At 56.0% G+C, this 26,854-nt stretch carries 21 protein-coding genes and 1 pseudogene; 14 read left to right on the top strand and 8 right to left on the bottom strand.

Annotated elements, in window-relative coordinates; translation table 11 throughout:
* Positions 1-25: 25 nt before the first annotated feature.
* From aceE to lpdA, 3 genes are all read left to right on the top strand, one after another.
* The gene (aceE, locus tag JY391_RS17760) at positions 26-2,689 is read left to right on the top strand and encodes a pyruvate dehydrogenase (acetyl-transferring), homodimeric type (protein WP_042290001.1); all 2,664 of its coding nucleotides are present in this window, start codon (positions 26-28) and stop codon (positions 2,687-2,689) included.
* Between the two features lie 14 nt (positions 2,690-2,703).
* Positions 2,704-4,587, top strand: coding sequence for a pyruvate dehydrogenase complex dihydrolipoyllysine-residue acetyltransferase (gene aceF, locus JY391_RS17755; protein ID WP_211934754.1), 1,884 nt, complete (start codon positions 2,704-2,706; stop codon positions 4,585-4,587).
* A gap of 199 nt (positions 4,588-4,786) precedes the next feature.
* Positions 4,787-6,211 carry a dihydrolipoyl dehydrogenase gene (gene lpdA, locus JY391_RS17750; protein ID WP_042290330.1) on the top strand — a complete coding sequence of 475 codons (1,425 nt, stop codon included), beginning with the start codon at positions 4,787-4,789 and terminating at the stop codon, positions 6,209-6,211.
* Between the two features lie 84 nt (positions 6,212-6,295).
* Here the strand turns inward: lpdA and JY391_RS17745 are convergent, their stop codons facing one another.
* Both JY391_RS17745 and JY391_RS17740 read right to left on the bottom strand, forming a co-directional pair.
* The gene (locus JY391_RS17745; protein ID WP_060570718.1) at positions 6,296-7,087 is read right to left on the bottom strand and encodes a DUF2950 family protein; all 792 of its coding nucleotides are present in this window, start codon (positions 7,085-7,087) and stop codon (positions 6,296-6,298) included.
* 12 nt (positions 7,088-7,099) lie between these two features.
* A complete protein-coding gene (locus JY391_RS17740) occupies positions 7,100-8,686 on the bottom strand; it encodes a DUF3300 domain-containing protein (RefSeq protein WP_211934753.1) in 1,587 nt (528 codons plus the stop codon).
* A gap of 400 nt (positions 8,687-9,086) precedes the next feature.
* On the opposite strand from JY391_RS17740, the gene acnB reads away from it, so the two are divergent.
* The 6 genes from acnB (at position 9,087) to JY391_RS17710 (ending at position 16,408) form a co-directional block, all read left to right on the top strand.
* Positions 9,087-11,684, top strand: a complete 2,598-nt coding sequence (gene acnB / locus JY391_RS17735; RefSeq protein WP_205612766.1) for a bifunctional aconitate hydratase 2/2-methylisocitrate dehydratase — start codon at positions 9,087-9,089, stop codon at positions 11,682-11,684.
* A gap of 205 nt (positions 11,685-11,889) precedes the next feature.
* A complete protein-coding gene (yacL, locus tag JY391_RS17730; protein WP_042289991.1) occupies positions 11,890-12,252 on the top strand; it encodes a protein YacL in 363 nt (120 codons plus the stop codon).
* Positions 12,253-12,433: 181 nt separating this feature from the next.
* Positions 12,434-13,387 (top strand): 2-keto-3-deoxygluconate permease 1, encoded by a 954-nt coding sequence (locus tag JY391_RS17725; RefSeq protein ID WP_042289988.1) that lies wholly within the window; start codon positions 12,434-12,436, stop codon positions 13,385-13,387.
* Positions 13,384-14,655 (top strand): D-threonate kinase, encoded by a 1,272-nt coding sequence (gene dtnK / locus JY391_RS17720; RefSeq protein WP_211934752.1) that lies wholly within the window; start codon positions 13,384-13,386, stop codon positions 14,653-14,655. The genes JY391_RS17725 and dtnK overlap by 4 nt, the downstream gene beginning before the upstream one ends.
* Positions 14,645-15,628 (top strand): D-threonate 4-phosphate dehydrogenase, encoded by a 984-nt coding sequence (locus JY391_RS17715; protein ID WP_082636854.1) that lies wholly within the window; start codon positions 14,645-14,647, stop codon positions 15,626-15,628. Before dtnK ends, JY391_RS17715 begins: the two co-directional genes overlap by 11 nt.
* A 9-nt stretch (positions 15,629-15,637) precedes the next feature.
* A complete protein-coding gene (locus JY391_RS17710; protein ID WP_060570714.1) occupies positions 15,638-16,408 on the top strand; it encodes a DeoR/GlpR family DNA-binding transcription regulator in 771 nt (256 codons plus the stop codon).
* Here the strand turns inward: JY391_RS17710 and JY391_RS23825 are convergent.
* The 4 genes and pseudogenes from JY391_RS23825 to JY391_RS17695 all read right to left on the bottom strand — a co-directional run.
* Positions 16,383-16,631 (bottom strand): annotated as a pseudogene (locus tag JY391_RS23825) (LysR substrate-binding domain-containing protein); the annotation flags it as partial. The gene JY391_RS17710 and the pseudogene JY391_RS23825 sit on opposite strands and share 26 nt — an antisense overlap.
* Positions 16,632-16,723: 92 nt before the next feature.
* Positions 16,724-17,518 carry an adenosylmethionine decarboxylase gene (gene speD, locus JY391_RS17705; RefSeq protein ID WP_199956904.1) on the bottom strand — a complete coding sequence of 265 codons (795 nt, stop codon included), beginning with the start codon at positions 17,516-17,518 and terminating at the stop codon, positions 16,724-16,726.
* 15 nt (positions 17,519-17,533) lie between these two features.
* Positions 17,534-18,400, bottom strand: coding sequence for a polyamine aminopropyltransferase (gene speE / locus JY391_RS17700; RefSeq protein ID WP_060570712.1), 867 nt, complete (start codon positions 18,398-18,400; stop codon positions 17,534-17,536).
* Between the two features lie 105 nt (positions 18,401-18,505).
* Complete coding sequence (locus tag JY391_RS17695) at positions 18,506-18,853, bottom strand: YacC family pilotin-like protein (RefSeq protein WP_042289971.1); 348 nt, start codon at positions 18,851-18,853, stop codon at positions 18,506-18,508.
* A gap of 166 nt (positions 18,854-19,019) precedes the next feature.
* Here JY391_RS17695 and cueO point away from each other — a divergent pair, with 166 nt between their 5' ends.
* Positions 19,020-20,579 carry a multicopper oxidase CueO gene (cueO, locus tag JY391_RS17690; protein ID WP_211934751.1) on the top strand — a complete coding sequence of 520 codons (1,560 nt, stop codon included), beginning with the start codon at positions 19,020-19,022 and terminating at the stop codon, positions 20,577-20,579.
* A 64-nt stretch (positions 20,580-20,643) separates the two neighbouring features.
* Here cueO and JY391_RS17685 read toward each other — a convergent pair whose 3' ends face one another.
* The gene (locus tag JY391_RS17685) at positions 20,644-23,034 is read right to left on the bottom strand and encodes a glucose/quinate/shikimate family membrane-bound PQQ-dependent dehydrogenase (protein ID WP_042289966.1); all 2,391 of its coding nucleotides are present in this window, start codon (positions 23,032-23,034) and stop codon (positions 20,644-20,646) included.
* 205 nt (positions 23,035-23,239) lie between these two features.
* On the opposite strand from JY391_RS17685, the gene hpt reads away from it, so the two are divergent.
* The gene (gene hpt / locus JY391_RS17680) at positions 23,240-23,776 is read left to right on the top strand and encodes a hypoxanthine phosphoribosyltransferase (protein ID WP_042289964.1); all 537 of its coding nucleotides are present in this window, start codon (positions 23,240-23,242) and stop codon (positions 23,774-23,776) included.
* 41 nt (positions 23,777-23,817) lie between these two features.
* On the opposite strand, the gene can is transcribed toward hpt, so the two are convergent.
* A complete protein-coding gene (gene can / locus JY391_RS17675) occupies positions 23,818-24,480 on the bottom strand; it encodes a carbonate dehydratase (protein ID WP_042289961.1) in 663 nt (220 codons plus the stop codon).
* 108 nt (positions 24,481-24,588) lie between these two features.
* Between can and JY391_RS17670 the strand changes: the two genes are divergently transcribed.
* From JY391_RS17670 to JY391_RS17660, 3 genes are all read left to right on the top strand, one after another.
* Positions 24,589-25,515 (top strand): ABC transporter ATP-binding protein, encoded by a 927-nt coding sequence (locus JY391_RS17670; protein WP_042289958.1) that lies wholly within the window; start codon positions 24,589-24,591, stop codon positions 25,513-25,515.
* Complete coding sequence (locus JY391_RS17665) at positions 25,512-26,282, top strand: ABC transporter permease (RefSeq protein WP_042289957.1); 771 nt, start codon at positions 25,512-25,514, stop codon at positions 26,280-26,282. The genes JY391_RS17670 and JY391_RS17665 overlap by 4 nt, the downstream gene beginning before the upstream one ends.
* A 105-nt stretch (positions 26,283-26,387) precedes the next feature.
* Complete coding sequence (locus JY391_RS17660; RefSeq protein WP_042289954.1) at positions 26,388-26,828, top strand: PTS sugar transporter subunit IIA; 441 nt, start codon at positions 26,388-26,390, stop codon at positions 26,826-26,828.
* The last annotated feature ends 26 nt before the right edge of the window (positions 26,829-26,854 follow it).

The following is a 26,854-nucleotide window of genomic DNA, read 5'->3' as shown; positions in this document are numbered from 1 at the left end:
GTACTAGATAGATAAGGAATAACCCATGTCAGAACGTTTCCCAAATGACGTGGATCCGATCGAAACTCGCGACTGGCTACAGGCGATCGAATCGGTCATCCGTGAAGAAGGTGTTGAGCGCGCTCAGTATCTGATCGACCAACTGCTTTCCGAAGCCCGCAAAGGCGGCGTGAAAGTGGCGGCAGGTGCAGGGGCAAGCAATTACATCAACACTATTGCCGTTGAAGATGAACCGGAATACCCGGGCAATCTGGAGCTGGAGCGTCGTATTCGTTCTGCTATCCGCTGGAACGCCATCATGACGGTACTGCGTGCGTCTAAAAAAGACCTCGAGCTGGGCGGCCACATGGCATCCTTCCAGTCTTCCGCAACCGTATATGACGTTTGCTTCAACCACTTCTTCCGCGCCCGCAACGAGCAGGATGGCGGCGACCTGGTGTATTTCCAGGGCCACATCTCGCCGGGCGTTTACGCACGCGCATTCCTGGAAGGCCGTCTGACCGAAGAGCAGATGGATAACTTCCGTCAGGAAGTGCATGGCAACGGCCTGTCTTCCTACCCGCACCCGAAACTGATGCCGGAATTCTGGCAGTTCCCGACCGTCTCTATGGGGCTGGGTCCAATCGGCGCTATTTACCAGGCTAAATTCCTGAAATATCTGGAACACCGTGGCCTGAAAGACACCTCCAAACAGACCGTTTACGCCTTCCTGGGCGACGGTGAAATGGACGAGCCGGAATCCAAAGGCGCTATCACCATCGCGACCCGCGAAAAACTGGACAACCTGGTCTTCATCATCAACTGTAACCTGCAGCGTCTGGACGGCCCGGTCACCGGTAACGGCAAAATCGTTAACGAACTGGAAGGCATCTTCGACGGCGCGGGCTGGAACGTGATTAAAGTCATGTGGGGCGGTCGTTGGGATGAGCTGCTGCGTAAAGATACCAGCGGTAAGCTGATCCAACTGATGAACGAAACCGTTGATGGCGACTACCAGACCTTCAAATCAAAAGACGGCGCGTACGTACGTGAGCACTTCTTCGGCAAGTATCCGGAAACCGCCGCGCTGGTGGCAGACTGGACTGATGAGCAGATCTGGGCCCTGAACCGTGGCGGTCACGATCCGAAGAAAGTCTACGCTGCACTGAAAAAAGCGCAGGAAACCAAAGGCAAAGCGACTGTCATCCTCGCCCATACCATTAAGGGTTACGGCATGGGCGACTCTGCCGAAGGTAAAAACATCGCTCACCAGGTGAAGAAAATGAACATGGACGGCGTTCGCTACGTCCGCGATCGTTTCAACGTGCCGGTATCCGATGCTGACATTGAAAAACTGCCGTACATCACCTTCCCGGAAGGTTCTGAAGAGCACAAGTACCTGCACGAACGTCGTCAGGCGCTGCACGGCTACCTGCCGAGCCGCCAGCCGAACTTCACCGAGAAGCTGGAGCTGCCGACCCTGGAAGATTTTGGCGCGCTGCTGGAAGAGCAGAACAAAGAGATCTCCACCACTATCGCTTTCGTTCGCGCCCTGAACGTGATGCTGAAGAACAAGTCGATCAAAGATCGTCTGGTTCCGATCATCGCCGACGAAGCGCGTACCTTTGGTATGGAAGGTCTGTTCCGTCAGATCGGTATTTACAGCCCGAACGGCCAGCAGTACACCCCGCAGGACCGTGAGCAGGTTGCGTACTACAAAGAAGACGAGAAAGGTCAGATCCTGCAGGAAGGTATCAACGAGCTGGGCGCAGGTTCTTCCTGGCTGGCGGCTGCGACCTCTTACAGCACTAACGATCTGCCGATGATCCCGTTCTACATCTATTACTCCATGTTCGGGTTCCAGCGTATCGGCGATCTGTGCTGGGCAGCGGGCGACCAGCAGGCGCGCGGCTTCCTGATTGGCGGTACTTCCGGTCGTACGACCCTGAACGGCGAAGGTTTGCAGCATGAAGATGGTCACAGCCATATTCAGTCTCTGACTATCCCGAACTGTATCTCTTACGATCCGGCTTACGCATACGAAGTGGCGGTCATCATGCATGACGGTCTGGAGCGCATGTACGGTGAAAAACAAGAGAACGTTTACTATTACATCACCACGCTGAACGAAAACTACCACATGCCGGCTATGCCGGAAGGCGCTGAGGAAGGTATCCGCAAAGGTATCTATAAACTCGACACCCTCGAAGGTAGCAAAGGTAAAGTTCAGCTCTTAGGCTCGGGTTCTATCCTGCGTCACGTCCGTGAAGCGGCAGAGATCCTGGCGAAAGATTACGGCGTGGGTTCTGATGTATACAGCGTGACCTCCTTCACCGAACTGGCGCGTGACGGCCAGGATTGTGAGCGCTGGAACATGCTGCACCCGCTGGAAACCCCGCGCGTACCGTACATCGCTCAGGTGATGAACGACGCACCAGCTGTCGCATCAACTGACTATATGAAACTGTTTGCTGAACAGGTTCGTACTTATGTACCGGCAGATGATTACCGCGTACTGGGTACCGACGGTTTCGGTCGCTCTGACAGCCGTGAAAACCTGCGTCATCACTTCGAAGTGGATGCGTCCTACGTGGTGGTAGCGGCACTGGGCGAACTGGCTAAACGTGGCGAAATCGATAAGAAAGTGGTTGCGGATGCAATTACCAAATTCAACATCGATGCAGAAAAAGTTAACCCGCGTCTGGCGTAAGAGGTAAAAGAATAATGGCTATCGAAATCAAAGTACCGGACATCGGGGCAGATGAAGTTGAAATCACCGAGATCCTGGTCAAGGTTGGCGACAAAGTTGAAGCTGAACAGTCGCTGATCACCGTAGAAGGCGACAAAGCCTCTATGGAAGTTCCGTCTCCGCAGGCTGGCATCGTCAAAGAGATCAAAGTCTCCGTTGGCGACAAAACCGAGACCGGCAAACTGATTATGATTTTCGATTCCGCCGACGGTGCAGCTGACGCTGCGCCTGCTCCGGCAGAAGAGAAGAAAGAAGCGGCCCCGGCGGCGCCTGCTGCAGCGGCAGCGAAAGACGTTCACGTGCCGGACATCGGCGGTGATGAAGTTGAAGTCACCGAAATCATGGTCAAAGTGGGCGACACCGTTGCGGCGGAACAGTCTCTGATCACCGTTGAAGGCGACAAAGCTTCGATGGAAGTACCGGCGCCGTTCGCAGGTACCGTGAAAGAGATCAAGATCAACACCGGTGACAAAGTGTCCACTGGCTCTCTGATCATGGTCTTCGAGGTGGCGGGTGCTGAAGGCGCTGCGGCGCCAGCAAAAGCGGAAGCGGCTCCGGCTGCTGCGCCGGCTGCGGCTGGCGGCGCGAAAGACGTTAACGTACCGGACATCGGCGGTGACGAAGTTGAAGTGACCGAAGTGATGGTCAAGGTCGGCGACAAGGTTGAAGCCGAGCAGTCCCTGATCACCGTAGAAGGTGACAAGGCTTCGATGGAAGTACCGGCACCGTTCGCGGGTACCGTTAAAGAAATCAAAATCAGCACCGGCGACAAAGTCAAAACCGGTTCTCTGATTATGGTCTTCGAAGTGGAAGGCGCGGCGCCTGCTGCGGCTCCGGCTAAGCAGGAAGCGGCTGCGCCGGCGGCGAAAGCTGAAGCCCCTGCTGCGGCGCCTGCGGCAAAAGCGGAAGGCAAAACCGAGTTCGCTGAGAACGACGCTTACGTCCATGCCACCCCGCTGATTCGCCGCCTGGCGCGCGAATTCGGCGTGAACCTGGCGAAAGTGAAGGGTACAGGCCGTAAAGGTCGTATCCTGCGCGAAGACGTTCAGGCGTACGTGAAAGACGCGGTGAAACGCGCTGAAGCTGCACCTGCTGCAGCCGCTGGCGGCGGTATCCCGGGCATGCTGCCATGGCCGAAAGTGGACTTCAGCAAGTTCGGCGAGATCGAAGAAGTGGAACTGGGCCGTATCCAGAAAATCTCTGGTGCGAACCTGAGCCGTAACTGGGTGATGATCCCGCACGTTACGCACTTCGACAAGACCGATATCACCGATCTGGAAGCGTTCCGTAAACAGCAAAACGCTGAAGCTGAAAAACGCAAACTGGACGTCAAATACACGCCGGTTGTGTTCATCATGAAAGCCGTTGCTGCTGCGCTTGAGCAGATGCCACGCTTCAACAGCTCACTGTCTGAAGACGGTCAGCGCCTGACGCTGAAGAAATACATCAACATCGGTGTTGCGGTTGATACCCCGAACGGTCTGGTGGTTCCGGTCTTTAAAGACGTGAACAAGAAGAGCGTGACTGAGCTTTCTCGTGAACTGACCACGATCTCGAAGAAAGCGCGTGACGGCAAACTGACTGCGGGCGAAATGCAGGGCGGTTGCTTCACCATCTCCAGCATCGGCGGCCTGGGCACCACCCATTTCGCGCCGATCGTCAACGCGCCGGAAGTCGCTATCCTTGGCGTTTCCAAGTCTGCGATGGAGCCGGTCTGGAACGGTAAAGAGTTTGTGCCGCGTCTGATGATGCCGATCTCTCTCTCCTTCGACCACCGTGTGATCGACGGTGCTGATGGTGCGCGTTTCATTACCATCATTAACAATATGCTGTCTGACATTCGCCGTCTGGTGATGTAAGCAAAAAAGCCGGCCCGACGGCCGGCTTTTTTCTGGTAATCTCATGTTGTCATTGGGGTTATTGGTGCTAAAGATAAATCGTTGCCGTTTTGTTGTTTCAAAATTGTTAACAATTTTGTAAAATACGGGCGGATAGAACGACCCGGTGGACGATGGGCGACAAGACCAGGGATCGCCGGAAATCAATTAAGAGGTCATGATGAGTACTGAAATCAAAACTCAGGTCGTGGTACTTGGGGCAGGCCCGGCAGGTTACTCTGCAGCCTTCCGTTGCGCTGATTTAGGTCTGGAAACCGTAATCGTAGAACGTTACAACACCCTCGGTGGTGTCTGTCTGAACGTCGGCTGTATCCCTTCTAAAGCGCTGCTGCACGTTGCGAAAGTGATCGAAGAAGCCAAAGCGCTGGCTGAACACGGTATCGTCTTCGGTGAGCCGAAAACCGATATCGACAAGATTCGTACCTGGAAAGAGAAAGTTATCACTCAGCTGACCGGTGGTCTGGCGGGTATGGCCAAAGGCCGTAAAGTGAAAGTGGTCAACGGTCTGGGTAAATTTACCGGGGCGAACACCCTGGAAGTGGAAGGTGAAAACGGCAAAACCGTAATCAACTTCGACAACGCGATCATCGCGGCGGGTTCCCGTCCGATCCAACTGCCGTTTATTCCGCATGAAGATCCACGCGTCTGGGATTCCACTGACGCTCTGGAACTGAAAACCGTTCCTAAGCGCCTGCTGGTTATGGGCGGCGGTATCATCGGCCTGGAAATGGGAACCGTGTACCATGCGCTGGGTTCAGAGATTGACGTGGTTGAAATGTTCGACCAGGTGATCCCGGCGGCTGACAAAGATATCGTTAAAGTCTTCACCAAGCGCATCAGCAAGAAATTCAACCTGATGCTGGAAACCAAAGTGACTGCCGTTGAAGCGAAAGAAGACGGTATCTACGTTTCCATGGAAGGCAAAAAAGCGCCTGCTGAAGCCCAGCGTTACGACGCGGTGCTGGTAGCGATTGGCCGTGTGCCGAACGGTAAAAACCTCGACGCCGGTAAAGCGGGCGTGGAAGTGGACGACCGTGGCTTTATCCGCGTTGACAAACAGCTGCGCACCAACGTGCCGCACATCTTCGCTATCGGCGATATTGTCGGTCAGCCGATGCTGGCGCATAAAGGCGTCCATGAAGGCCATGTTGCCGCTGAAGTTATCGCCGGCAAGAAACACTACTTCGACCCGAAAGTAATTCCGTCCATCGCCTACACTGAACCAGAAGTGGCGTGGGTCGGTCTGACCGAGAAAGAAGCGAAAGAGAAAGGCATCAGCTACGAAACCGCCACCTTCCCGTGGGCTGCTTCTGGCCGTGCTATCGCTTCCGACTGCGCGGACGGCATGACCAAGCTGATTTTCGACAAAGAGTCTCATCGTGTCATTGGTGGTGCGATTGTCGGTACTAACGGCGGCGAGCTGCTGGGTGAAATCGGTCTGGCGATCGAAATGGGTTGCGACGCGGAAGACATCGCGTTGACCATCCATGCTCACCCGACGCTGCACGAATCCGTGGGGCTGGCGGCTGAGGTGTTTGAAGGCAGCATCACCGACCTGCCGAACCCGAAAGCGAAGAAGAAATAATCTTCCCGGTTCGATTGTAAGCCCGATAAGCAACGTGCCGTCGGGCAAATAAAAAGCGGCTTGTAAGCCGCTTTTTTGTGTCTGCTAGTTAACAGGCTTCCACGGTTCATCTTCACTGTATTGATTTATTGCCGTAACGCGCTTCTCCGTCTCTTTCCCTAAATCAGCCTGATACACCCGATCATCCTGATTCACCATAAAGCTCATGACCCCTGTCTCTCCCCACGAGACGGGCCAGGCCAGAAGGGCAAAACCTTTGTCGTTGTCGTTGGCAATTACGCGGAACCGATAACCATGGTAACCCTCGGCGTGACGATCGGAACTGAACGCCGGGCCTAACGGGCTGGGCCTTTCGCCTGGCCGCGTTGGCCAGTAAAGCCCATCCTGCTGACCTTCGCTGCTGATCAGTCTGGTCGCGAACATCTGCTTGCGCTGCCAGTAATCATACTGGGCATCCACGTAGGCGCGCATGGCCTGAATAGCCGATAGCTCATTACGGCCAATGGCGCGGGTGAGGATCTCCTCCTGCGCGGCGGCCATATCGAAATGCCATCCCGCTGCGGACCTCACGACAGGAACAGGAAGCTGCCAGCCTTCTTTCCCCACGTTCAGATGCGCAACGTTGTCGTTTTGCACCACCTGATGGCTGATTTTCCAGTCGCGGTTAAAACGCGCGACCGCTTCCGGGTCGGCGCCCTCCGGCGGGAGAAATTGCCGCCAGTTATCCCCTAAAAGCGCGGTGAGCTGCGTGTCGTTTTTACTGGCGATTGCGGAGGCGAAGGCGTTGGCCGCCTCGTCCGGCGAGGCGAAGTTCTGCTGCGCATAGCCCATCAGCGGCAGGGAGAACAGAAGGGCGCTAAACAGGATATTTTTCATTATCGGCTCCGATCAACGACGACGAAATTCATGATGCTCAGATATATGTTCACGCGCGGTGGCGCGCTGCTCATCGCTTAAGTGGCTGATACGACGGCTTTCCTGACCGCGTCGCTGCTGCGATTGCCAGTCTGGCGAACGGCTGTCGTTGCCGCTAAACACATTGGCATGATGTTGCCGGAACGTCTGGCGCTGCTCAGGCGTGGCGGAGGCGATTCGCTGACGTGCGTTGTCCCTCTGCTGTTCTGAAATCGGGTGCTGCTGTACCTTCGTTTTACGCGCTTCACGGTGCTGTTGCTGCTGCCCAACTGTCGGTTTATGTACCGTCTGGTGATGGGCGCTGGCGCGATCCGTATCGTAGCCGCGGTAATTATTGCGCTGGGCAATCTGGTTTAACTGCTGCGAGGCGGCGTTACGCTGGACGTCACGTGAAGATGTCTGACGCTGTTGCAACTGCGCCATTGCCGCCTGGCGCTGGCTGTCACGGCTGGCTGGAGCGGGCTGCGGCGTTGCGCTTAACCCACCGCTGACGCTGGTCTGATGAAAACGCTGTGCGGTGGCGCTGTTGCGGTAGGGAACGCCGTCACGGTATGCCGGATTATGGCGCCAGGTCAGATTCTGTTCTTTCAGGTTCTGCCCGGTGATACGGTTGAAGTTGTTAACGTTAATGTTGATGTTATCGCCGTTATGCTGATAACCGTCATGATGAGAGTCACCATCATCATGATGGTGATGATCGTCATCATGGTGGTGGTCATCGTCGTCGTCCCAGTCAATATTGCTGAACAGCGCGTAAGTGGTGGCAACGCCGAGGCTGTAACCGAAGCCTCGTACAAAGCTGCTGGCGAACTGCTCTCCCGGAGGCGGCGGCAGGTAGACGGGCGGATAAGCCGTATTTGGCCAGGCGCCGTACACCGTTGTGGGGTTGTAGTTGGGTACGTAGACGACCTGCGGGTCTGCCGGTTCAATTTTAATGACCGTCGGCGTGGTCGACTGCACGTTCGTGGTCTGGGACGTTGACGAGGCCTGTGTGGCGACGTTTTTCTTTGGCGTACTGGTGACGGTTTGCTGCGGCGTGGATTTCAGTGAACCCGTCTGCTGCGCCAGTTGACGCAGTCGTTGTACCGCATCCATCACATCCTGCGGTTGCGCCAGAAAGGCGTCGCCCAGATTTTGCACCCATTCCGGGTTTTCTCCCATCAACGCCATCAGTTGCGGAAACGCCACCAGTGATTTCACGCTCGGGTCCCAGGGTTGTCCGGAAACGGCCTGAATCGCAGCATCGCCCTGCAATGTGGGATTATCACGCGACCATTGTACCGCCTGCACCACGTTTGCCGGGTAGGTGGCGGCCATTAACACCTGGGACAGCAGCGGATCGGGATACAGCGCCACGGGGGCGACCCATTGATCGATTTGCGCGGTGGTAAATGTGGGTTTCGCCACCGGCGCGGCGGGAGCAGGCGCAGGCGCGGTGACAGGAACCGGCTGAGTGGGGGCTTCTGGCGTCCGGCTTTTTACATACATCACGCCGGATGCGGCGAATAACCCAGCGCTACAGACCAGCGCCAGCACGTGGGGTTTGAAGGGCAACGTCATTTTCTTACTCCCGATTCCTGAAGAAATCGCTATGGTCGAATTGCTGCCACCCGCAGGTGCAGTGTTGCGGGAGTATAAAGAGACGATAGTTTAATTTTTGACTAATCTTGGGATCGTTACAGCTGAGTGATTATTAAAATCGAAAATAATGTATCCATTCGTAACAGTGCTTCCTGCCCTTTAAGGGATACCGAAAAGCGCATTAGACCATCCTTAACGATTCAGCCACTTTTTTATGTTGCTTTTTTGTAAACAGATTAACACCCCACTAAAATCCTGTTATTCTGCCCGTTGCGGTACCGGGCATTTACCCTACTAACTGCTGTCTCACAGGAGCGTGAAGAAAATCGCCCATCGATAAAAGCGCCGCACTATGACAATGAGAGCGAGGAGAACCGTCGTGCTAGAAGAATACCGTAAGCACGTAGCTGAACGTGCCGCCGAGGGGATTGTGCCCAAACCCTTAGATGCAACCCAAATGGCCGCGCTCGTCGAGCTGCTGAAAAACCCGCCTGCGGGTGAAGAAGAATTCCTGTTAGACCTGTTAATCAACCGTGTTCCCCCTGGCGTCGATGAAGCCGCCTACGTTAAAGCGGGTTTTCTCGCTGCCGTCGCCAAAGGCGAAACGACCTCCCCGCTGGTTACGCCAGAAAAAGCCATCGAACTGCTTGGCACCATGCAGGGTGGTTACAACATCCATCCGCTGATCGACGCGCTCGACAACGACACGCTGGCACCGATTGCCGCCAAAGCGCTGTCCCATACCCTGCTGATGTTCGATAACTTCTACGATGTGGAAGAAAAAGCCAAAGCGGGTAACGCATTTGCAAAACAGGTAATGCAGTCGTGGGCGGATGCCGAATGGTTCCTGAACCGTCCGCCGCTGGCCGAAAAAATGACCGTTACCGTGTTTAAAGTCACCGGTGAAACTAACACCGACGATCTGTCCCCGGCGCCGGACGCCTGGTCCCGCCCGGATATCCCGTTGCACGCGTTAGCGATGCTGAAAAACGCCCGTGAAGGTATCGAACCGGATCAGCCTGGCGTGGTCGGTCCGATCAAACAAATCGAAGCCCTGCAGCAAAAAGGCTTCCCGTTGGCCTACGTCGGCGACGTCGTGGGGACCGGCTCTTCCCGTAAATCCGCCACCAACTCTGTGTTGTGGTTCATGGGCGATGACATTCCGCACGTGCCGAACAAGCGCGGCGGCGGCCTGTGCCTCGGCGGTAAAATTGCCCCTATCTTCTTTAACACCATGGAAGACGCGGGCGCGCTGCCAATTGAAGTGGATGTGAGCAACCTGAACATGGGCGACGTGATTGACGTTTACCCGTACAAAGGGGAAGTGCGTAACCATGAAACCAACGAACTGCTGGCCACGTTTGAGTTAAAAACGGACGTGCTGATCGACGAAGTGCGCGCCGGTGGCCGTATCCCGCTGATCATCGGTCGTGGCCTGACCACCAAAGCGCGCGAAGCGCTGGGTCTGCCGCATTCAGACGTGTTCCGTCAGGCGAAAGATGTAGCGGAAAGCAGCCGCGGCTTCTCGCTGGCGCAGAAAATGGTTGGCCGCGCCTGCGGCGTAACCGGTGTCCGTCCTGGCGCGTACTGCGAGCCGAAGATGACTTCCGTTGGTTCTCAGGACACCACCGGCCCAATGACACGTGATGAACTGAAAGACCTGGCGTGCCTGGGCTTCTCCTCTGATCTGGTCATGCAGTCCTTCTGCCACACTGCGGCGTATCCGAAGCCGGTCGACGTCACCACGCACCACACGCTGCCGGACTTCATCATGAACCGTGGCGGCGTGTCGCTGCGTCCGGGCGATGGCGTGATCCACTCCTGGCTCAACCGCATGCTGCTGCCGGATACCGTGGGTACCGGCGGTGACTCCCATACCCGTTTCCCGATCGGCATCTCCTTCCCGGCGGGCTCCGGCCTGGTGGCGTTTGCCGCGGCGACCGGCGTGATGCCTCTCGACATGCCTGAGTCCGTGCTGGTGCGCTTTAAGGGCAAAATGCAGCCGGGCATCACCCTGCGCGATCTGGTTCATGCGATCCCGCTGTATGCCATCAAACAGGGTCTGCTGACCGTTGAGAAGAAAGGTAAGAAAAACATCTTCTCTGGCCGCATCCTGGAAATCGAAGGTCTGCCGGATCTGAAAGTCGAGCAGGCGTTCGAGCTGACCGACGCCTCTGCCGAGCGTTCTGCTGCCGGTTGCACCATCAAGCTGAACAAAGAGCCGATCATTGAGTATCTGAACTCCAACATCGTCCTGCTGAAGTGGATGATTGCGGAAGGCTACGGCGATCGTCGCACTTTGGAACGCCGTATTCAGGGCATGGAAAAATGGCTGGCGGATCCGCAGTTGTTGGAAGCCGATGCTGACGCAGAGTACGCGGCGGTAATCGACATCGATCTGGCGGATATCAAAGAGCCGATCCTGTGTGCGCCAAACGATCCGGACGATGCGCGTCTGCTTTCCGACGTACAGGGCGAGAAGATCGACGAAGTGTTTATCGGTTCCTGTATGACCAACATCGGTCACTTCCGTGCGGCCGGTAAGCTGCTGGATGCGCACAAAGGCCAGTTGCCGACCCGTCTGTGGGTCGCGCCGCCAACCCGCATGGATGCCGCGCAGCTCACGGAAGAGGGCTATTACAGCGTCTTCGGTAAGAGCGGCGCGCGTATCGAAATTCCGGGCTGTTCGCTGTGCATGGGTAACCAGGCGCGCGTGGCTGACGGCGCGACGGTGGTCTCCACCTCTACCCGTAACTTCCCGAACCGTCTGGGGACCGGGGCGAACGTCTTCCTGGCTTCTGCGGAGCTGGCGGCGGTTGCGGCGCTGATCGGTAAACTGCCGACGCCGGAAGAGTATCAAACCTATGTGGCGCAGGTGGATAAAACCGCTGTCGATACTTACCGCTACCTGAACTTCGACCAGTTGTCTCAGTACACCGAGAAAGCTGACGGGGTGATCTTCCAGACGGCAGTGTAGTTTTGATGGTTTTCCCGTGCCGGACAGGCGTTACGCCGCCATCCGGTACGGGTTAATCTGACGGCTGCGCTTATCAGGCCCACAGGCTGAGACAACCCATCGCAACGGCGGTGGGTTTTTTATTTTCATTCCTCCCGCCTCTCACGCTTTTTTTCTTCCTCTCTGCTGCGATAATTAGCTCAAGAGCTTTGCAGAGGAACACCTTATGGATTACGAATTTCTGCGCGATGTTACCGGTGGGGTAAAAGTGCGTATGTCGATGGGCCACGAAGTGGTCGGGCACTGGTTTAATGAAGAAGTGAAGGATAACCTGGCGTTGCTCGATGAAGTGGAACAGGCCGCACGCGCGGTAAAAGGCAGTGAACGTTCCTGGCAGCGGGCGGGTCATGAATACACGCTCTGGATGGACGGCGAGGAGGTGATGATCCGCGCGAACCAACTGGAGTTTACGGGCGATGAGATGGAAGAAGGCATGAACTACTACGATGAAGAGAGCCTGTCGCTGTGCGGCGTGGAGGATTTTCTTCAGGTGGTGCGGGCTTATCGGGATTTTTTAGCGCAATCCTGAGTGAATTCAATCATCCACAAGGCCGGACGCCAGTGTCCGGCTTTTTTTTAACCGTAAAAGTCCTTGTTGATTTTTATCAATCATTTTGAATCTGTGATCTGGCGCGTTTGTGCTTTAAATTTGATTAAATATAATCTTTGTGATTTTATTTAATCACAACATAACAACAGGCGGGAAGACCATGAACATCAAAAAGGCAATAGAACGCGTACCCGGCGGCATGATGGTTGTGCCACTGGTGATCGGCGCCATTATCAATACCTTTGCCCCACAGGCGCTGGAGATCGGCGGGTTCACCACCGCGCTGTTCAAAAACGGCGCGGCGCCGCTGATTGGCGCCTTCCTGCTCTGTATGGGGGCGGGGATTAGCGTGAAAGCCGCACCTCAGGCGCTGTTGCAGGGCGGTACGATAACCCTGACCAAACTGCTGGTCGCCATTGCGATTGGCCTGGGCGTTGAGCATCTGTTCGGTGCGGAAGGGATCTTCGGCTTAAGCGGCGTGGCGATCATTGCGGCGATGAGTAACTCAAACGGCGGGCTTTACGCGGCGCTGGTGGGGGAGTTTGGCAACGAGCGAGATGTCGGCGCTATTTCCATTCTGTCTCTGAATGACGGGCCGTTCTTTACGATGATCGCGCTGGGCGCGGCGGGTATGGCGAACATACCGATCATGGCGCTGGTCGCGGTGCTGGTTCCGCTGGTGGTGGGGATGATCCTCGGTAACCTTGATCCCAACATGCGCGACTTCCTGACCAAAGGGGGACCACTGTTGATCCCATTCTTCGCGTTTGCGCTGGGTGCGGGGATCAACCTTGAAATGCTGCTGCAGGGCGGTCTGGCAGGCATTCTGCTTGGCGTACTGACCACCTTCGTCGGCGGTTTCTTTAACATTCGCGCCGACCGTCTGGTGGGGGGAACCGGCATTGCCGGCGCGGCGGCCTCCAGCACCGCCGGGAACGCGGTGGCGACGCCGCTGGCGATTGCCCAGGCAGACCCGTCGCTGGCGGAAGTGGCTGCCGCTGCCGCCCCGCTGATTGCCGCATCGGTGATCACAACCGCGATTCTGACGCCTGTCCTGACTTCGTGGGTCGCCAAAAAGCAGGCGCGTCAGGTCGCTGAGGAGAAAAAAGCATGAAGATGATCGTTATCGCCGACGACTTTACGGGCTCTAACGATACCGGCGTGCAGTTGGCGAAGAAAGGGGCGCGCACCGAGGTGATGCTGACGCCGGAGCAAAAGCCCTCGCGTCGTGCCGATGTGCTGGTGATCAACACCGAAAGCCGCGCGATACCCGCAGAGCAGGCGGCGAAAGCGGTAGCGCAGGCGTTAGCGCCCTGGTGCGAAGGTGAGACGCTCCCGCTGGTATACAAGAAAATCGACTCCACCTTTCGCGGCAACGTCGGCGCGGAAGTGACGGCGGCGATGCGTGCCGCCAACCGGACGCTGGCGGTGATCGCGGCGGCGATCCCGGCTGCCGGGCGCACCACCCGTGACGGATTATGTCTGGTCAACGGTACGCCGCTACTGGAAACCGAATTTGCCAGCGATCCGAAAACGCCGATTCTCTCCTCGCGCATTGCGGAGCTGATTGCGCTACAAAGCGATATCCCGGTACATGACGTGTCGCTCGATGACGTGCGACGCGGACAGCTCAGCGCGTTGCTGAGGGCTTTTGCCGCCGAGGGGGAATGTATGGTGGTGGTCGATGCGGTAGAAGATCGCGATCTGTCGCTGATTGCCCAGGCTATTTGTGAACAGGCTACGCTGCCGCTGCTGGTCGGCGCTGCCGGACTGGCGAACGCGCTACCGGTCAGAATGTTCATGCAGGAGAAGCAGGAACTGCCGGTGCTGGTGGTGGCGGGGTCGATGAGCGAAGCCACGCGGCGGCAGGTTGAAAAAGCGCTCTGCCAGGCGCGCGCCAGCGTGGTGGACATTGATGCCTCACGGCTGATTTCGGCGCAGGCCGAACAGGAAATCGCCGCGGTGGTGGAGCAGGCCTGCGCGCTGCTCGACCGCCAGCAGCACACGATTCTCCGCACCAGCCGGAGCGCGGACGATCGGCAGATGATCGACGCGCTGTGTACTGAAGCAGGCGTGAGCCGCCAGCAGCTTGGTGAGATGCTCAGCCAACGCCTCGGGACCATTACGCTGCGCATTATCGAACAGGCGCGTATTGGCGGGCTGTTCCTGACCGGAGGAGATATCGCCACTGCGGTTGCCAGCGCGCTTGGCGCGGAAGGCTATCGCATCCAGAGCGAGGTCGCGCCCTGCATTCCCTGCGGGACGTTTGTGAACAGCGAAATCGACGACCTTCCGGTGATCACGAAAGCAGGCGGATTCGGTTCAGACAGCACCCTTTGTGATGCGCTTTATTTTATTGAGGAGATGTACAGTGGTAACTAAAACAATTGCGATTACGATGGGCGACCCGGCGGGTATCGGTCCGGAAATCATTGTCAAAGCGCTTTGTGAAGATGAACTTAACGGCGCGCCGTTGGTGGTGGTGGGATGCCTGCAAACCCTCAAACGTTTGCAGGCCAAAGGGCTGGCGGAAGGGGTGACCTTTCGCGCGATTGACGGTGTCACGCAGGCGCGATTTACGCCGGGCGTGATTCACGTCATCGACGAGCCGCTGGCGCAGCCGGAGGCGCTGGAGCCAGGTAAAGTGCAGGCCGAGGCGGGCGATCTCGCCTACCGTTGCGTAAAACGTGCGACAGAGCTGGCACTGAAAGGCGATGTACACGCCATCGCCACCGCGCCGCTGAATAAAGAAGCGCTGCATCTGGCGGGGCATCATTACCCGGGACATACCGAACTGTTGGCGACGCTTACCGAAAGCCGTGACTATGCGATGGTGCTTTACACCGACAAGCTGAAGGTGATTCACGTTTCGACCCATATTGCGTTACGCAAGTTTCTCGACACCCTCAACGGACAACGCGTGGAGACGGTCATCGGCATCGCGGATCGCTTCCTGAAGCGTGTTGGTTTCGCCCAACCGCGCATCGCCGTTGCCGGGGTCAATCCCCATGCAGGTGAAAACGGTCTGTTTGGCGATGAAGAAATTCGCATTGTGTCGCCAGCCATTGAAAACATGAAGGCGAAGGGAACAGACGTTTACGGCCCATGTCCGCCGGATACCGTGTTTTTACAGGCGTACGAAGGCCAATATGACATGGTGGTGGCGATGTACCACGATCAGGGGCATATTCCGCTCAAACTGCTCGGTTTCTATGATGGCGTGAACATCACCGCCGGTCTGCCGTTTATTCGTACCTCTGCCGATCACGGGACGGCGTTTGATATCGCCTGGACGGGAAAAGCAAAATCTGAGAGCATGGCCGTATCGATTAAACTGGCAATGCAACTGGCGTAATTTCCTGTTATGAAAGGACAACACCGTCTGGATAAGATTGTGGCGTATTTGAAAAATCATACGCTGGTGACCGTGGAACAGCTGGTAGATGCGGTAGAAGCATCGCCCGCGACGATCCGACGCGATCTGATCAAGCTGGATGAACAGGGCGTGATCAGCCGCAGCCACGGCGGTGTTGCTCTGCGGCGTTTTGAACCGGCGCAACCCACAACCAATGAAAAGCAATTACGATCGCCTGCTGAAAAGCGGGCGATCGCGCGTTTTGCCGCCTCAATGGTACAGGCGGGCGACGCAGTGGTGTTGGACGCCGGCACCACCATGCTGGAGTTGGCAAAATGCCTGACTCATCTGCCGCTCAGGGTGATCACCGTCGATCTGCATATCGCCCTGTTTTTGTCCGAGTTTCGCCAGATTGAAGTCACCATTGTGGGTGGCCGCATTGATGACAGCAGTCAGTCCTGCATCGGCGAGTTTGGTCGCAAAATGTTGCGTAGCGTCTATCCCGATATCGCCTTCATGAGCTGTAACACCTGGAGTATGGAAAAGGGCGTCACGACGCCGACGGAAGACAAAGCAGGGCTGAAGCAGGAGATTATCGCTAACGCCCAACGCAAGGTTCTGCTGGCCGATAGCAGCAAATATGGCGCGCATTCGCTGTTCAACGTAGCGCCGCTGAGCCGTTTTACCGATGTGGTGACCGATGTGAATCTGCCATTCCCTGTCCAGGCTGAGCTGAAAGCCCACTCCGTGGCTCTTACGCTGGTACAGCCTGAAATTTAAAGGGAGCGATCACCGCTCTCAGGGCGGGCGACACGTTGCGACGCGGATAATACAAAAACGCCCCATCCAGGCGAAAACTGTGGTTCTGTAGCATCCGGATAAGCCTGCCGTGGGCTAAATCTTCACGAGCTTACTCCTCGGGGACGTAGGCCAGACCGGGGCCTAATCTTGCCGCCTGCGCTTCCATATCACTGTCAGATAGCGCCCATCGTCCCTGGCGGGGCCGACCACGGCCATGTCCATATTGTATGAAACACTTCGGGCGAAACACAGAACCGATTTGCCGGATGACGCCATCCGGCACGTTGGTAAACGTTAGACCGCCGGGATATTGCGCCCGTAGTAAATCTCACGCATCTCTTTCCAGAGCGCCGCGGTAATGTCTTTGCGCTCGGCTTCGGTCAGATCTTCCGGTCGGGTATGGAACATATAGTGCTTAAGATCGAACTCTTTAAGCAGCATTTTGGTATGGAAAATATTTTCCTGGTACACATTGACGTCCACCATGTCATACAGCGACTTCATGTCTTCAGACATAAAGTTCTGAATAGAGTTGATCTCATGGTCGATGAAGTGCTTCATGCCGTTAATGTCGCGGGTAAAGCCGCGAACACGGTAGTCGATGGTCACGATATCGGACTCAAGCTGGTGGATCAGGTAATTTAGCGCTTTAAGCGGGGAAATCACGCCGCAGGTTGACACTTCGATATCCGCGCGGAAGGTGCACAAACCGCCTTCCGGATGGCTTTCCGGGTAGGTATGCACGCAGATGTGACTTTTATCGAGATGGGCGACCACTGCTTCCGGTAGGGGACCTGGATGCTCGGTGTTATCGATAAGCCGCGGATCGACGGGTTCTTCGCTCACCAGAATGGTGACGCTGGCGCCCTGCGGTTCGTAGTCCTGACGGGCGATGTTCAGAATATTGGCGCCAATGATGGAGCAGGTTTCTGACAGGATTTCGGTCAGACGATTGGCGTTATACAGTTCATCGATATAGGCGATGTAGCCGTCGCGCTCTTCGGCGGTTTTGGCGTAGCAGATATCATAAATACAAAAACTCAGACTTTTGGTCAGGTTGTTAAAGCCATGCAGTTTCAGTTTTTTCAATTTCTTATCTTCTCCTTAGGACGACGAGGCGGTCAGTGCGTCTAGCAGATACTGGGGTAAGGCAAAGGCTGCTGTATGGATAGCCGGGTTGTAATAGCGGCACTTCAGACCTGAGGTGTGGAAACGCGCCTGGATGATTTCGGTCGACAGGCTACGTAGCGCGTCGTTATCGGACGCCCAGGCGAAGGTCATGATGCCGCCATAATAGGTGGGAATGGCTGCCTGATAAAACCCGACGTCGGCGAAGTAATGGCTGAGCTTGCGGTGGCTGTCGACAGCTTCGTCCTGTTGCAGGAAGCATACGCCGTTCTGGGCGACAAAGATCCCGCCGGGGGTCAGGCAGCGTTTGCAGCCTTCGTAGAACGCCGAGGTGAACAGGCTCTCGCCGGGGCCGATCGGATCGGTGCAATCGGAGATGATCACATCAAAGGTTTGCTGCGTCTGGTTGACGAAATTAACGCCGTCGTCGATCACCAGGGTAAAACGCGGATCGTCATAGCTGCCAGCGTTGTGCGCAGGCAGATACTGGCGGCAGAAAGAGACCACGCCCGCATCGATCTCCACCATGGTGATGGTTTCAACGTTTTTGTGGCGGGTGACTTCACGCAGCATCGCACCGTCGCCGCCGCCAATAATCAGCACGTGCTTCGCGTGGCCGTGGGCCAGTAGCGGAACGTGTGTCATCATTTCATGATAAATAAACTCATCGCGCTCGGTAGTTTGCACCACCCCATCCAGCGCCATGACGCGGCCAAAGGCGGCGTTTTCGAAGATGATCAGATCCTGATGTTCGGTCTTCTCGTGATAAAGCACGTTATCGACGGCAAAGTACTGTCCAAACTGGTCGTGTAGCGTTTCATGCCACTGCTGTTTGTCGGCCAAAGGTTGATACCTCCATTGTTAACACCCGTTAAAAAGGGCGCAACATAATAGCTAACTATGACCGCGGATGCACGGTCATGATGTCAACAACAGGGTAGCATGATTTTATTTGACGTAGGCGAGCAGACTCAGCGAGTCGCGCGCCAGCGCTTTGCACTTTTTAGCGACGGGAATACCGATACCGCTCAGATCGCGATAGCTGTCTTCGCCGAGCGATTTCATATCGAAGGAGTCGTAATTACTGAGGTCCCACTGGTTTTGCTGAGCAAAAAAGACCAGCGCGCGCCGAATTTGCCCGTTGGGTAAATTCTGGTAGCCGCAGTCATTTTTCAGAAAAACAAAAACGGCTGTTAAATCGGCCATATCTTCGGCTTCAGATTCACTGAGCGCATAACTGTTCGCGCAAACAGCCATCAGACTGCTGAACAGCACGGTTCTGAAAAACGTCTTCATTGCTTCTACCACGGCATCACGGAAACTAAACGTTAGCACACTGTTGGCAAGGCGACGACTTTTATTATTGTTCAGCGTGATGTCATAAACTTGACCTTCCCGTAAGGGGAGGGTCTATGCTCAAGGATTGGGCTGTTTTCGCCTGCTGCAAAATAAGGAAGTGATTATGCAACGTCGTGATTTCTTAAAATATTCTGTGGCGCTTGGGGTGGCGTCGGCTTTGCCGCTGTGGAGCCGCGCTGTTTTTGCCGCTGAGCGTCCTGCGCTTCCCATTCCGAATCTTCTGACTACCGATGCCCGTCATCGTCTCTCGTTGACGATTCAGGCAGGGCAGTCAACGTTTGCCGGGAAGACGGCGACGACCTGGGGTTATAACGGCAACGTGCTTGGTCCGGCCCTGAAATTACAGCGCGGTAAAACGGTGACGGTGGATATTCATAACCAACTGGCGGAAGAGACCACGGTGCACTGGCATGGGCTGGAAGTGCCCGGCGACGTGGATGGCGGCCCGCAGGGCATTATTCCCGCCGGGGGAAAACGCACCGTGACCTTAACGCCCGAACAGCGCGCGGCGACCTGCTGGTTTCATCCCCATCAGCATGGCAAAACCGGGCGTCAGGTGGCGATGGGGCTGGCCGGTCTGGTGATGATTGAAGACGACGAGATCCACACACTGCTGTTGCCGAAACAGTGGGGCATTGACGATGTGCCGGTCATTGTTCAGGACAAGCGCTTTACCGACGCCGGACAGATAGACTATCAACTGGACATCATGACTGCCGCCGTCGGATGGTTTGGCGATACGCTGCTGACCAATGGGGCGCTTTACCCACAACATGCTGCGCCGCGCGGCTGGCTGCGTCTGCGTCTGCTCAACGGTTGTAACGCCCGTTCGCTTAATTTTGCGACCAGCGATAAGCGTCCATTCTATGTCATTGCCAGCGATGGCGGCCTGCTGCCTGAGCCGGTAAAAGTGGCTGAACTGCCGATGTTGATGGGCGAACGCTTTGAGGTGCTGGTGGACGTGAGCGACGGTAAGCCGTTCGACCTTGTGACCCTGCCGGTCAGCCAGATGGGGATGGCGGTCGCGCCGTTTGATAAGCCGCACCCGGTGATGCGCATCCAGCCAGTGGCGGTAAACGCCTCCGGGACGCTGCCGGACACGCTCGCGACATTGCCAGCCCTGCCGTCGCTTGACGGGTTGACCGTACGTAAATTGCAGCTATCTATGGACCCGATGCTTGACATGATGGGCATGCAATTGCTGATGAAGAAGTATGGTCCGCAGGCGATGTCGGGTATGAATCATGGCCAGATGCAGGGGCATAAGGGCCATATGCAGCACGGCGGTATGGAGAAGATGAACCACGGCGGGCATGTTGACTTCCACAATGCCAATATGATCAACGGCGTCGCCTTTGACATGAACAAACCGATGTTTGCCGCCAGCAAAGGACAACATGAGCGTTGGGTGATTTCTGGCGTTGGCGACATGATGCTGCATCCGTTCCATATTCACGGTACGCAGTTCCGTATTCTGTCAGAAAATGGACAGCCGCCAGTGGCGCATCGCCGCGGATGGAAGGACACGGTTCGGGTTGAAGGCGGGGTGAGTGAAGTGTTAGTGAAGTTCGATCACGACGCGCCAAAAGAACATGCTTATATGGCGCATTGTCATCTGCTGGAACATGAAGATACGGGGATGATGTTAGGATTTACCGTATAAAAATGCCGGGGGCGGCTGTGATGGCGCCCCCGGCGGTATGCCTGGCGTTACCCGGGCATAAGCGTTACTTCTCGCCGTCCGGTAGGGCATACGCGACAATATAGTCGCCCATCTTCGTACCAAACGAACCGTGACCCCCGGCGGAAATCACCACGTATTGCTTACCGTTGACCTCATAGGTCATCGGCGTCGCCTGGCCCCCTGCGGGCAGACGACCCTGCCACAGTTTTTCCCCGTTGCTCATGTTATAAGCTCGCAGGTAGTTATCGGCAGTCGCGGCAATAAACAGCACGTTACCGGCGGTTGAGATGGGGCCGCCGAGCATCGGCATTCCCATATTAAAGGGAACCGGAACCGGCATCGGGAACGGCATACTGTCCTGCGGCGTACCAATGCGTTTCTTCCAGACTATTTCGTTGGTTTTCAGATCCAGCGCTGAGATATACCCCCAGGCCGGTTGCTTACACGGCAGACCAAACGGTGACAGGAACGGATTCAGCGTCACGCCATAGGGCACACCGTACTGCGGCTGAATACCCGACTCGGTGCCGGTGCCTTTGGCGTCTTTCGGCTGCTCCATCGGGTTACCCGGACCACGCGGGATCAGCTTCGAAACGAACGGCAGCGCCATCGGGTTGGCAATCGCCACTTGACGGTTGGGATCGACGGAGATACCGCCCCATTCGAACATCCCGAGGTTACCCGGGAACACCAGCGTACCCTGCTCAGATGGCGGGGTGAAGATACCTTCATAGCGCAACTGGTGGAACATCACGCGGCACACCAACTGGTCGAACATGGTGGCGCCCCACATATCCGCACCGGTCAAATCTTTCGTCGGACGGAAGCTCAGCTCGGAGAACGGCTGGGTTTTGGTGACGTAGTCGCCTTTTGCGGCGCCCTGCGGTACCGGGGTTTCCGGCGCCGGGACGACCAGCTTGCCGTTACGACGGTCAAGGACAAAAATGTTGCCGGTTTTCGCCGGGGCGTAGACAACAGGCACGGTCTGGCCGTTGACGGTAATATCCGCCAGCGTCGGTTGAGCGGGCAGGTCCATATCCCACAGATCGTGGTGAACGGTCTGATAGCTCCACGCGAGCTTACCGGTAGTGGCATTCAGCGCCAGAACGGAGCTGGCGTAGCGTTCCTGCTCCGGCGTACGGTGGCCGCCCCAGATATCCGGCGTGGAGACGCCCATCGGCAGATAAACCAGGTCCAGCTTCGCATCATAGGCCGCAGGCGCCCACGAGTTCGGTGAGTTAAAGGTGAAGGTGTGCTCATCCGAAGGAATGGCATTTGGATCTTTCGCACCCGGATCGAACGCCCACAGCAGTTTACCGTTGTTAACGTCGAAACCGCGGATCACTCCGGACGTTTCGCGGGTGGAGAAGTTATCGGTGACCGACCCGGCAATCACAATCGTTTTATCGGTAATGATTGGCGGCGAGGTCGGTTCGTACAGACCCGGCGTTTGATCCGGCATATTGGTTTGCAGGTTCAGCACGCCTTTGTTGGCAAAGGTTTCGCACAGCTTGCCGTTTTCCGCGTTCAGCGCAATCAGACGTCCATCGTTTACCGGCAGGATGATGCGGCGCGGACAGTCGGCAATCACTTCCGGAGAGGCTGTGTCGGCCTTCGCTTCATGGTAGGAGACGCCGCGGCAGGTGACGTGCTGGAAAGACTCGTTCGGTTTCAGTTCCGGGTCGTAATGCCATTTCTCTTTCCCCGTCGCCGCATCCAGCGCGAACAGTCGCTGGTGGGCGGTGCATAGATACAGCGTGTCACCCACTTTGATAGGCGTGACTTCGTTAGTCAGTTCGCCCGGATCGTCCGGCTGCTTCAGGTCGCCGGTACGAAACACCCACGCTTCCTTCAGCTTGTGAACGTTATCGGCGTTAATCTGCTTCAGCGGTGAATAGCGCTGGCCTTCCTGGTTGCGCCCGTAGGCAGGCCAGTCACCGTCAGCCACCGGCGAGATAGGCTCGGCTGGCGTGGACTCGGCGCTGAGCGTGCCGTCAATTTCCTGCGGATCGTTGAAGCCCGCCCAGGTCAGGATCCCGCCGCTGATCAGCAGGGCGACCAGCAGGGCGGCGACCGCGCCGCCGGAAGGAATTATCAGGCGACGCCAGACAAAAGGTAAAATCAGCCAGATGCCGAAGAAGACAAGAATGTCGCTGCGCGGCGTCAGCGCCCAGAAGTCGAAGCCGACTTCCCATACGCCCCAGATCAGAGTGGCGAGCAGCAGAGCGGCATACAGCCACAGCGCGGAGCGCTTGCTGCGCCAGAGCAGCCAGGCGACGCCCAGCATCGCCAGACCGGCGATCGGGTAGTACCAGGAGCCGCCGATAGCGACCAGCCAGCCGCCGCCGATCAGTAAATACAGCCCGCAGAGCGCGGCAAAGAGGGCCGTTAGCGTCACGAGAAGCCGTGGCGAACGTGCATTGTTTTCAGCCATAAAAAGACACCATCTCAATTTGTTAAATTTTTAATAGCAATTAATTATAGGATTTAACATGTGTGATCGTCATCACAAAATGAGCTTTATCAACAGATGCCGCGAATAAATACTTTTACTGGTATACTGCGTGCCTTGCATTTCGATGCCGGTTCATCTGGAGCAGGCATTGAGTGATTTGTTTTTAAATCATATGGTTAGAGATATGAAACATACTGTAGAAGTCATGATCCCTGAAGCGGAGATCAAAGCGCGTATTGCCGAACTGGGTCGTCAGATTACTGAACGTTATAAAGACAGCGGCAGTGAAATGGTGCTGGTGGGTCTGCTGCGGGGGTCATTCATGTTTATGGCGGACCTGTGTCGTGAAGTGCAGGTATCTCATGAAGTCGATTTTATGACCGCCTCCAGCTACGGTAGCGGCATGTCTACTACCCGAGACGTGAAAATCCTCAAAGACCTGGACGAAGATATTCGCGGCAAAGACGTGCTGATTGTGGAAGATATTATTGATTCCGGGAATACACTGTCGAAAGTGCGCGAGATCCTGGGGCTGCGCGAACCGAAATCGCTGGCGATCTGCACTCTGCTGGATAAACCCTCCCGTCGTGAAGTGAACGTGCCGGTGGAATTTATCGGTTTTTCGATTCCGGATGAGTTCGTGGTGGGCTACGGCATTGATTACGCGCAGCGTTATCGCCATCTGCCGTATGTCGGTAAAGTGGTTCTGCTGGACGAGTAAGCAAAGACATGCCGGATGGCGTTGCCGCCCGGCATGGTCAATTAGCGGTGATTGATGTGTTTCTTACTGAGGTTAGACACGCCCTGACGATACCGCTGTTCCAGCGACTCGCGGTTGGTGGCCGTCACTTCCAGATCGCGCAGCAACCCGTCGTGAATACCGTACGCCCAGCCGTGAATCGTTACTTTCTGACCGCGCTTCCACGCCGACTGCATGATGGTGGAATGGCCCAGGTTGTACACCTGTTCCATTACGTTCAGCTCACACAAGGTGTCCATCCGACGCTCCTGCGGCATTTCACCGAGCAATGAGCTATGTTTGAACCAGATATCGCGGATGTGCAGCAGCCAGTTGTTGATTAAACCCAGTTCCGGGTTTTCAACCGCCGCCTGCACGCCGCCACATCCGTAGTGGCCGCAGATAATAATGTGTTCAACTTCCAGCACATCGACGGCATACTGCACCACAGAGAGGCAGTTGAGATCGGTGTGGATGACCAGGTTGGCCACATTACGGTGAACAAATAATTCGCCCGGCTCGAGTCCGGTTAAACGTTCTGCGGGAACGCGACTGTCGGAACATCCAATCCATAGAAAGCGCGGTTTCTGCGCTTGCGCCAGTTTCTCAAAAAATCCGGGATCCTCTTCCACCAGCATTTTTGACCATAGTGCATTGTTGCTGATGAGTGTATCTATGTCTTTCATGGAGGTTAACGACCTGTAACCAAATAAGTGCGTTGGGCTAATATAGGGCAACTCCGCGATTATTTAAACCACATATAAAGTGTAAGAACGTAAGGTAAGTAAAAATTTATGACCATTGCACTGGAACTTCAACAACTTAAAAAAACGTATCCGGGGGGCGTTCAGGCGCTGCGCGGTATCGATTTGCAGGTCGAAGCGGGTGATTTTTATGCGCTTCTGGGACCAAACGGGGCAGGAAAGTCGACCACCATCGGCATCATCAGTTCGCTTGTTAACAAAACATCCGGGCGCGTTAGCGTGTTTGGCTACGATCTTGAAAAAGATATCGTCAACGCCAAACGCCAGCTGGGACTGGTGCCGCAGGAGTTTAACTTCAACCCTTTTGAGACGGTGCAGCAAATTGTCGTGAATCAGGCGGGGTACTACGGCGTCGAACGTAAAGAAGCGGTCGAGCGCAGCGAAAAGTATCTGAAACAGCTCGATTTATGGGAGAAGCGTAACGAACGCGCGCGGATGTTATCCGGCGGGATGAAGCGTCGCCTGATGATCGCCCGCGCCCTGATGCATGAGCCGAAACTGTTGATTCTTGATGAGCCAACCGCCGGGGTGGATATTGAGCTTCGCCGCTCAATGTGGGGTTTTTTGAAGGATTTAAACGACAAAGGCACCACGATCATTCTCACCACCCACTATCTGGAAGAAGCGGAAATGCTGTGCCGCAACATCGGTATTATTCAGCATGGCGAGCTGGTGGAAAACACCTCAATGAAGACTCTGTTGTCGAAGTTGAAATCCGAAACCTTCATTCTCGACCTGGCGCCGAAAAGCCCGCTGCCAAAGCTGAACGGCTATCAGTACCGGCTGGTGGATACCTCCACGCTGGAAGTGGAAGTCCTGCGCGAACAGGGGATCAACAGCGTGTTCAGCCAGCTCAGCGAGCAGGGCATTCAGGTATTGAGCATGCGTAACAAAGCGAACCGCCTTGAGGAGCTGTTTGTGTCACTGGTTCATGAAAAACAAGGAGATCGCGCATGATGCAGCTTTACTGGGTCGCGCTGAAAAGTATCTGGGCGAAAGAAATTCATCGCTTCATGCGCATCTGGGTGCAGACGCTGGTGCCGCCCGTTATCACCATGACGCTGTATTTTATTATTTTTGGTAACCTGATCGGTTCGCGAATCGGCGAAATGCATGGCTTCAGCTACATGCAGTTTATCGTGCCGGGCCTGATCATGATGGCGGTCATTACCAACGCTTACGCGAACGTTGCCTCTTCGTTCTTCAGCGCCAAGTTTCAGCGCAACATCGAAGAACTGCTGGTGGCGCCGGTGCCTACCCACGTCATCATCGCCGGGTTTGTCGGCGGCGGCGTGGCGCGTGGTTTATGCGTGGGTATTCTGGTGACGGCGATTTCGCTGTTCTTCGTGCCCTTTCAGGTGCATTCGTGGGTGTTTGTCGCACTGACGCTGGTGCTGACCGCAGTACTGTTTTCGCTGGCGGGTCTGCTTAACGCCGTGTTTGCAAAAACCTTCGACGATATCAGCCTGATCCCAACCTTCGTGCTGACGCCGCTGACCTATCTGGGCGGGGTGTTCTACTCCCTGACGCTGCTGCCGCCGTTCTGGCAGGGGCTGTCGCATCTGAACCCGATCGTCTACATGATCAGCGGCTTCCGCTACGGTTTCCTCGGCATTCACGATGTGCCGCTGGTGACCACGTTCGGTGTGCTGGTGGTATTTATCGTCGCGTTTTATCTGCTGTGCTGGACGCTGATCCAGCGCGGTCGCGGCCTGCGTAGCTAATGGCCTCATTCCCCTCTCCGTTCGGGGAGGGGATAACATTTGACCGCTGTCATCATTCTCTATTTATCACCCTGATAAACTACTTGCCTGCTAAGGAGGCAAACAATGTTAGGCTGGGTGATTACCTGTCATGACGATAAAGCAGAGGAACTGCTGGAGCGTCTGGAAACGAAATATGGCCCACTGGCGCAATGCCGGGCGGTGAATTTCTGGCGCGGTCTGAGCGCCAACATGCTGAGCAGGATGTTGTGCGATGCGCTGCACGAAACGGATACCGGCGACGGCGTCATCTTTTTAACCGATACGTCTGGTGCTGCGCCGTATCGGGTGGCGTCACTGATGAGCCACAAACATCCCCGTTGTGAAGTCATTTCCGGCATCCATTTTCCCTTGCTGGAGCAGATGCTCCCCTTCCGCGCAACGATGAGCAGCGAGGCGTTTCGCCATCATATTGTGTCGCGTGGCGCGCCGGAGGTAACCAGTCTCTGGCATCAGCAGCAAAAGAATCCACCGTTTGTGCTGTTGCACGATCTGTATGACTGCTAGCGCCTGACGGGACAGGCGCTGGGGCA

This window comes from Citrobacter sedlakii, assembly GCF_018128425.1.
Classification (GTDB): domain Bacteria; phylum Pseudomonadota; class Gammaproteobacteria; order Enterobacterales; family Enterobacteriaceae; genus Citrobacter_A; species Citrobacter_A sedlakii.
The sequence above is the reverse complement of the archived record's forward strand: the minus strand, read 5'-3'. Positions and strand labels throughout refer to the sequence as shown.

Coding starts and splice junctions, on each gene's coding strand:
- aceE (WP_042290001.1), top strand. CDS start 26: ATGTCAGAACGTTTCCCAAATGACGTGGATCCGATCGAAACTCGCGAC.
- aceF (WP_211934754.1), top strand. CDS start 2,704: ATGGCTATCGAAATCAAAGTACCGGACATCGGGGCAGATGAAGTTGAA.
- lpdA (WP_042290330.1), top strand. CDS start 4,787: ATGAGTACTGAAATCAAAACTCAGGTCGTGGTACTTGGGGCAGGCCCG.
- JY391_RS17745 (WP_060570718.1), bottom strand. CDS start 7,087: ATGAAAAATATCCTGTTTAGCGCCCTTCTGTTCTCCCTGCCGCTGATG.
- JY391_RS17740 (WP_211934753.1), bottom strand. CDS start 8,686: ATGACGTTGCCCTTCAAACCCCACGTGCTGGCGCTGGTCTGTAGCGCT.
- yacL (WP_042289991.1), top strand. CDS start 11,890: ATGGATTACGAATTTCTGCGCGATGTTACCGGTGGGGTAAAAGTGCGT.
- JY391_RS17725 (WP_042289988.1), top strand. CDS start 12,434: ATGAACATCAAAAAGGCAATAGAACGCGTACCCGGCGGCATGATGGTT.
- dtnK (WP_211934752.1), top strand. CDS start 13,384: ATGAAGATGATCGTTATCGCCGACGACTTTACGGGCTCTAACGATACC.
- JY391_RS17710 (WP_060570714.1), top strand. CDS start 15,638: ATGAAAGGACAACACCGTCTGGATAAGATTGTGGCGTATTTGAAAAAT.
- JY391_RS17695 (WP_042289971.1), bottom strand. CDS start 18,853: ATGAAGACGTTTTTCAGAACCGTGCTGTTCAGCAGTCTGATGGCTGTT.
- cueO (WP_211934751.1), top strand. CDS start 19,020: ATGCAACGTCGTGATTTCTTAAAATATTCTGTGGCGCTTGGGGTGGCG.
- JY391_RS17685 (WP_042289966.1), bottom strand. CDS start 23,034: ATGGCTGAAAACAATGCACGTTCGCCACGGCTTCTCGTGACGCTAACG.
- hpt (WP_042289964.1), top strand. CDS start 23,240: ATGAAACATACTGTAGAAGTCATGATCCCTGAAGCGGAGATCAAAGCG.
- can (WP_042289961.1), bottom strand. CDS start 24,480: ATGAAAGACATAGATACACTCATCAGCAACAATGCACTATGGTCAAAA.
- JY391_RS17670 (WP_042289958.1), top strand. CDS start 24,589: ATGACCATTGCACTGGAACTTCAACAACTTAAAAAAACGTATCCGGGG.
- JY391_RS17665 (WP_042289957.1), top strand. CDS start 25,512: ATGATGCAGCTTTACTGGGTCGCGCTGAAAAGTATCTGGGCGAAAGAA.
- JY391_RS17660 (WP_042289954.1), top strand. CDS start 26,388: ATGTTAGGCTGGGTGATTACCTGTCATGACGATAAAGCAGAGGAACTG.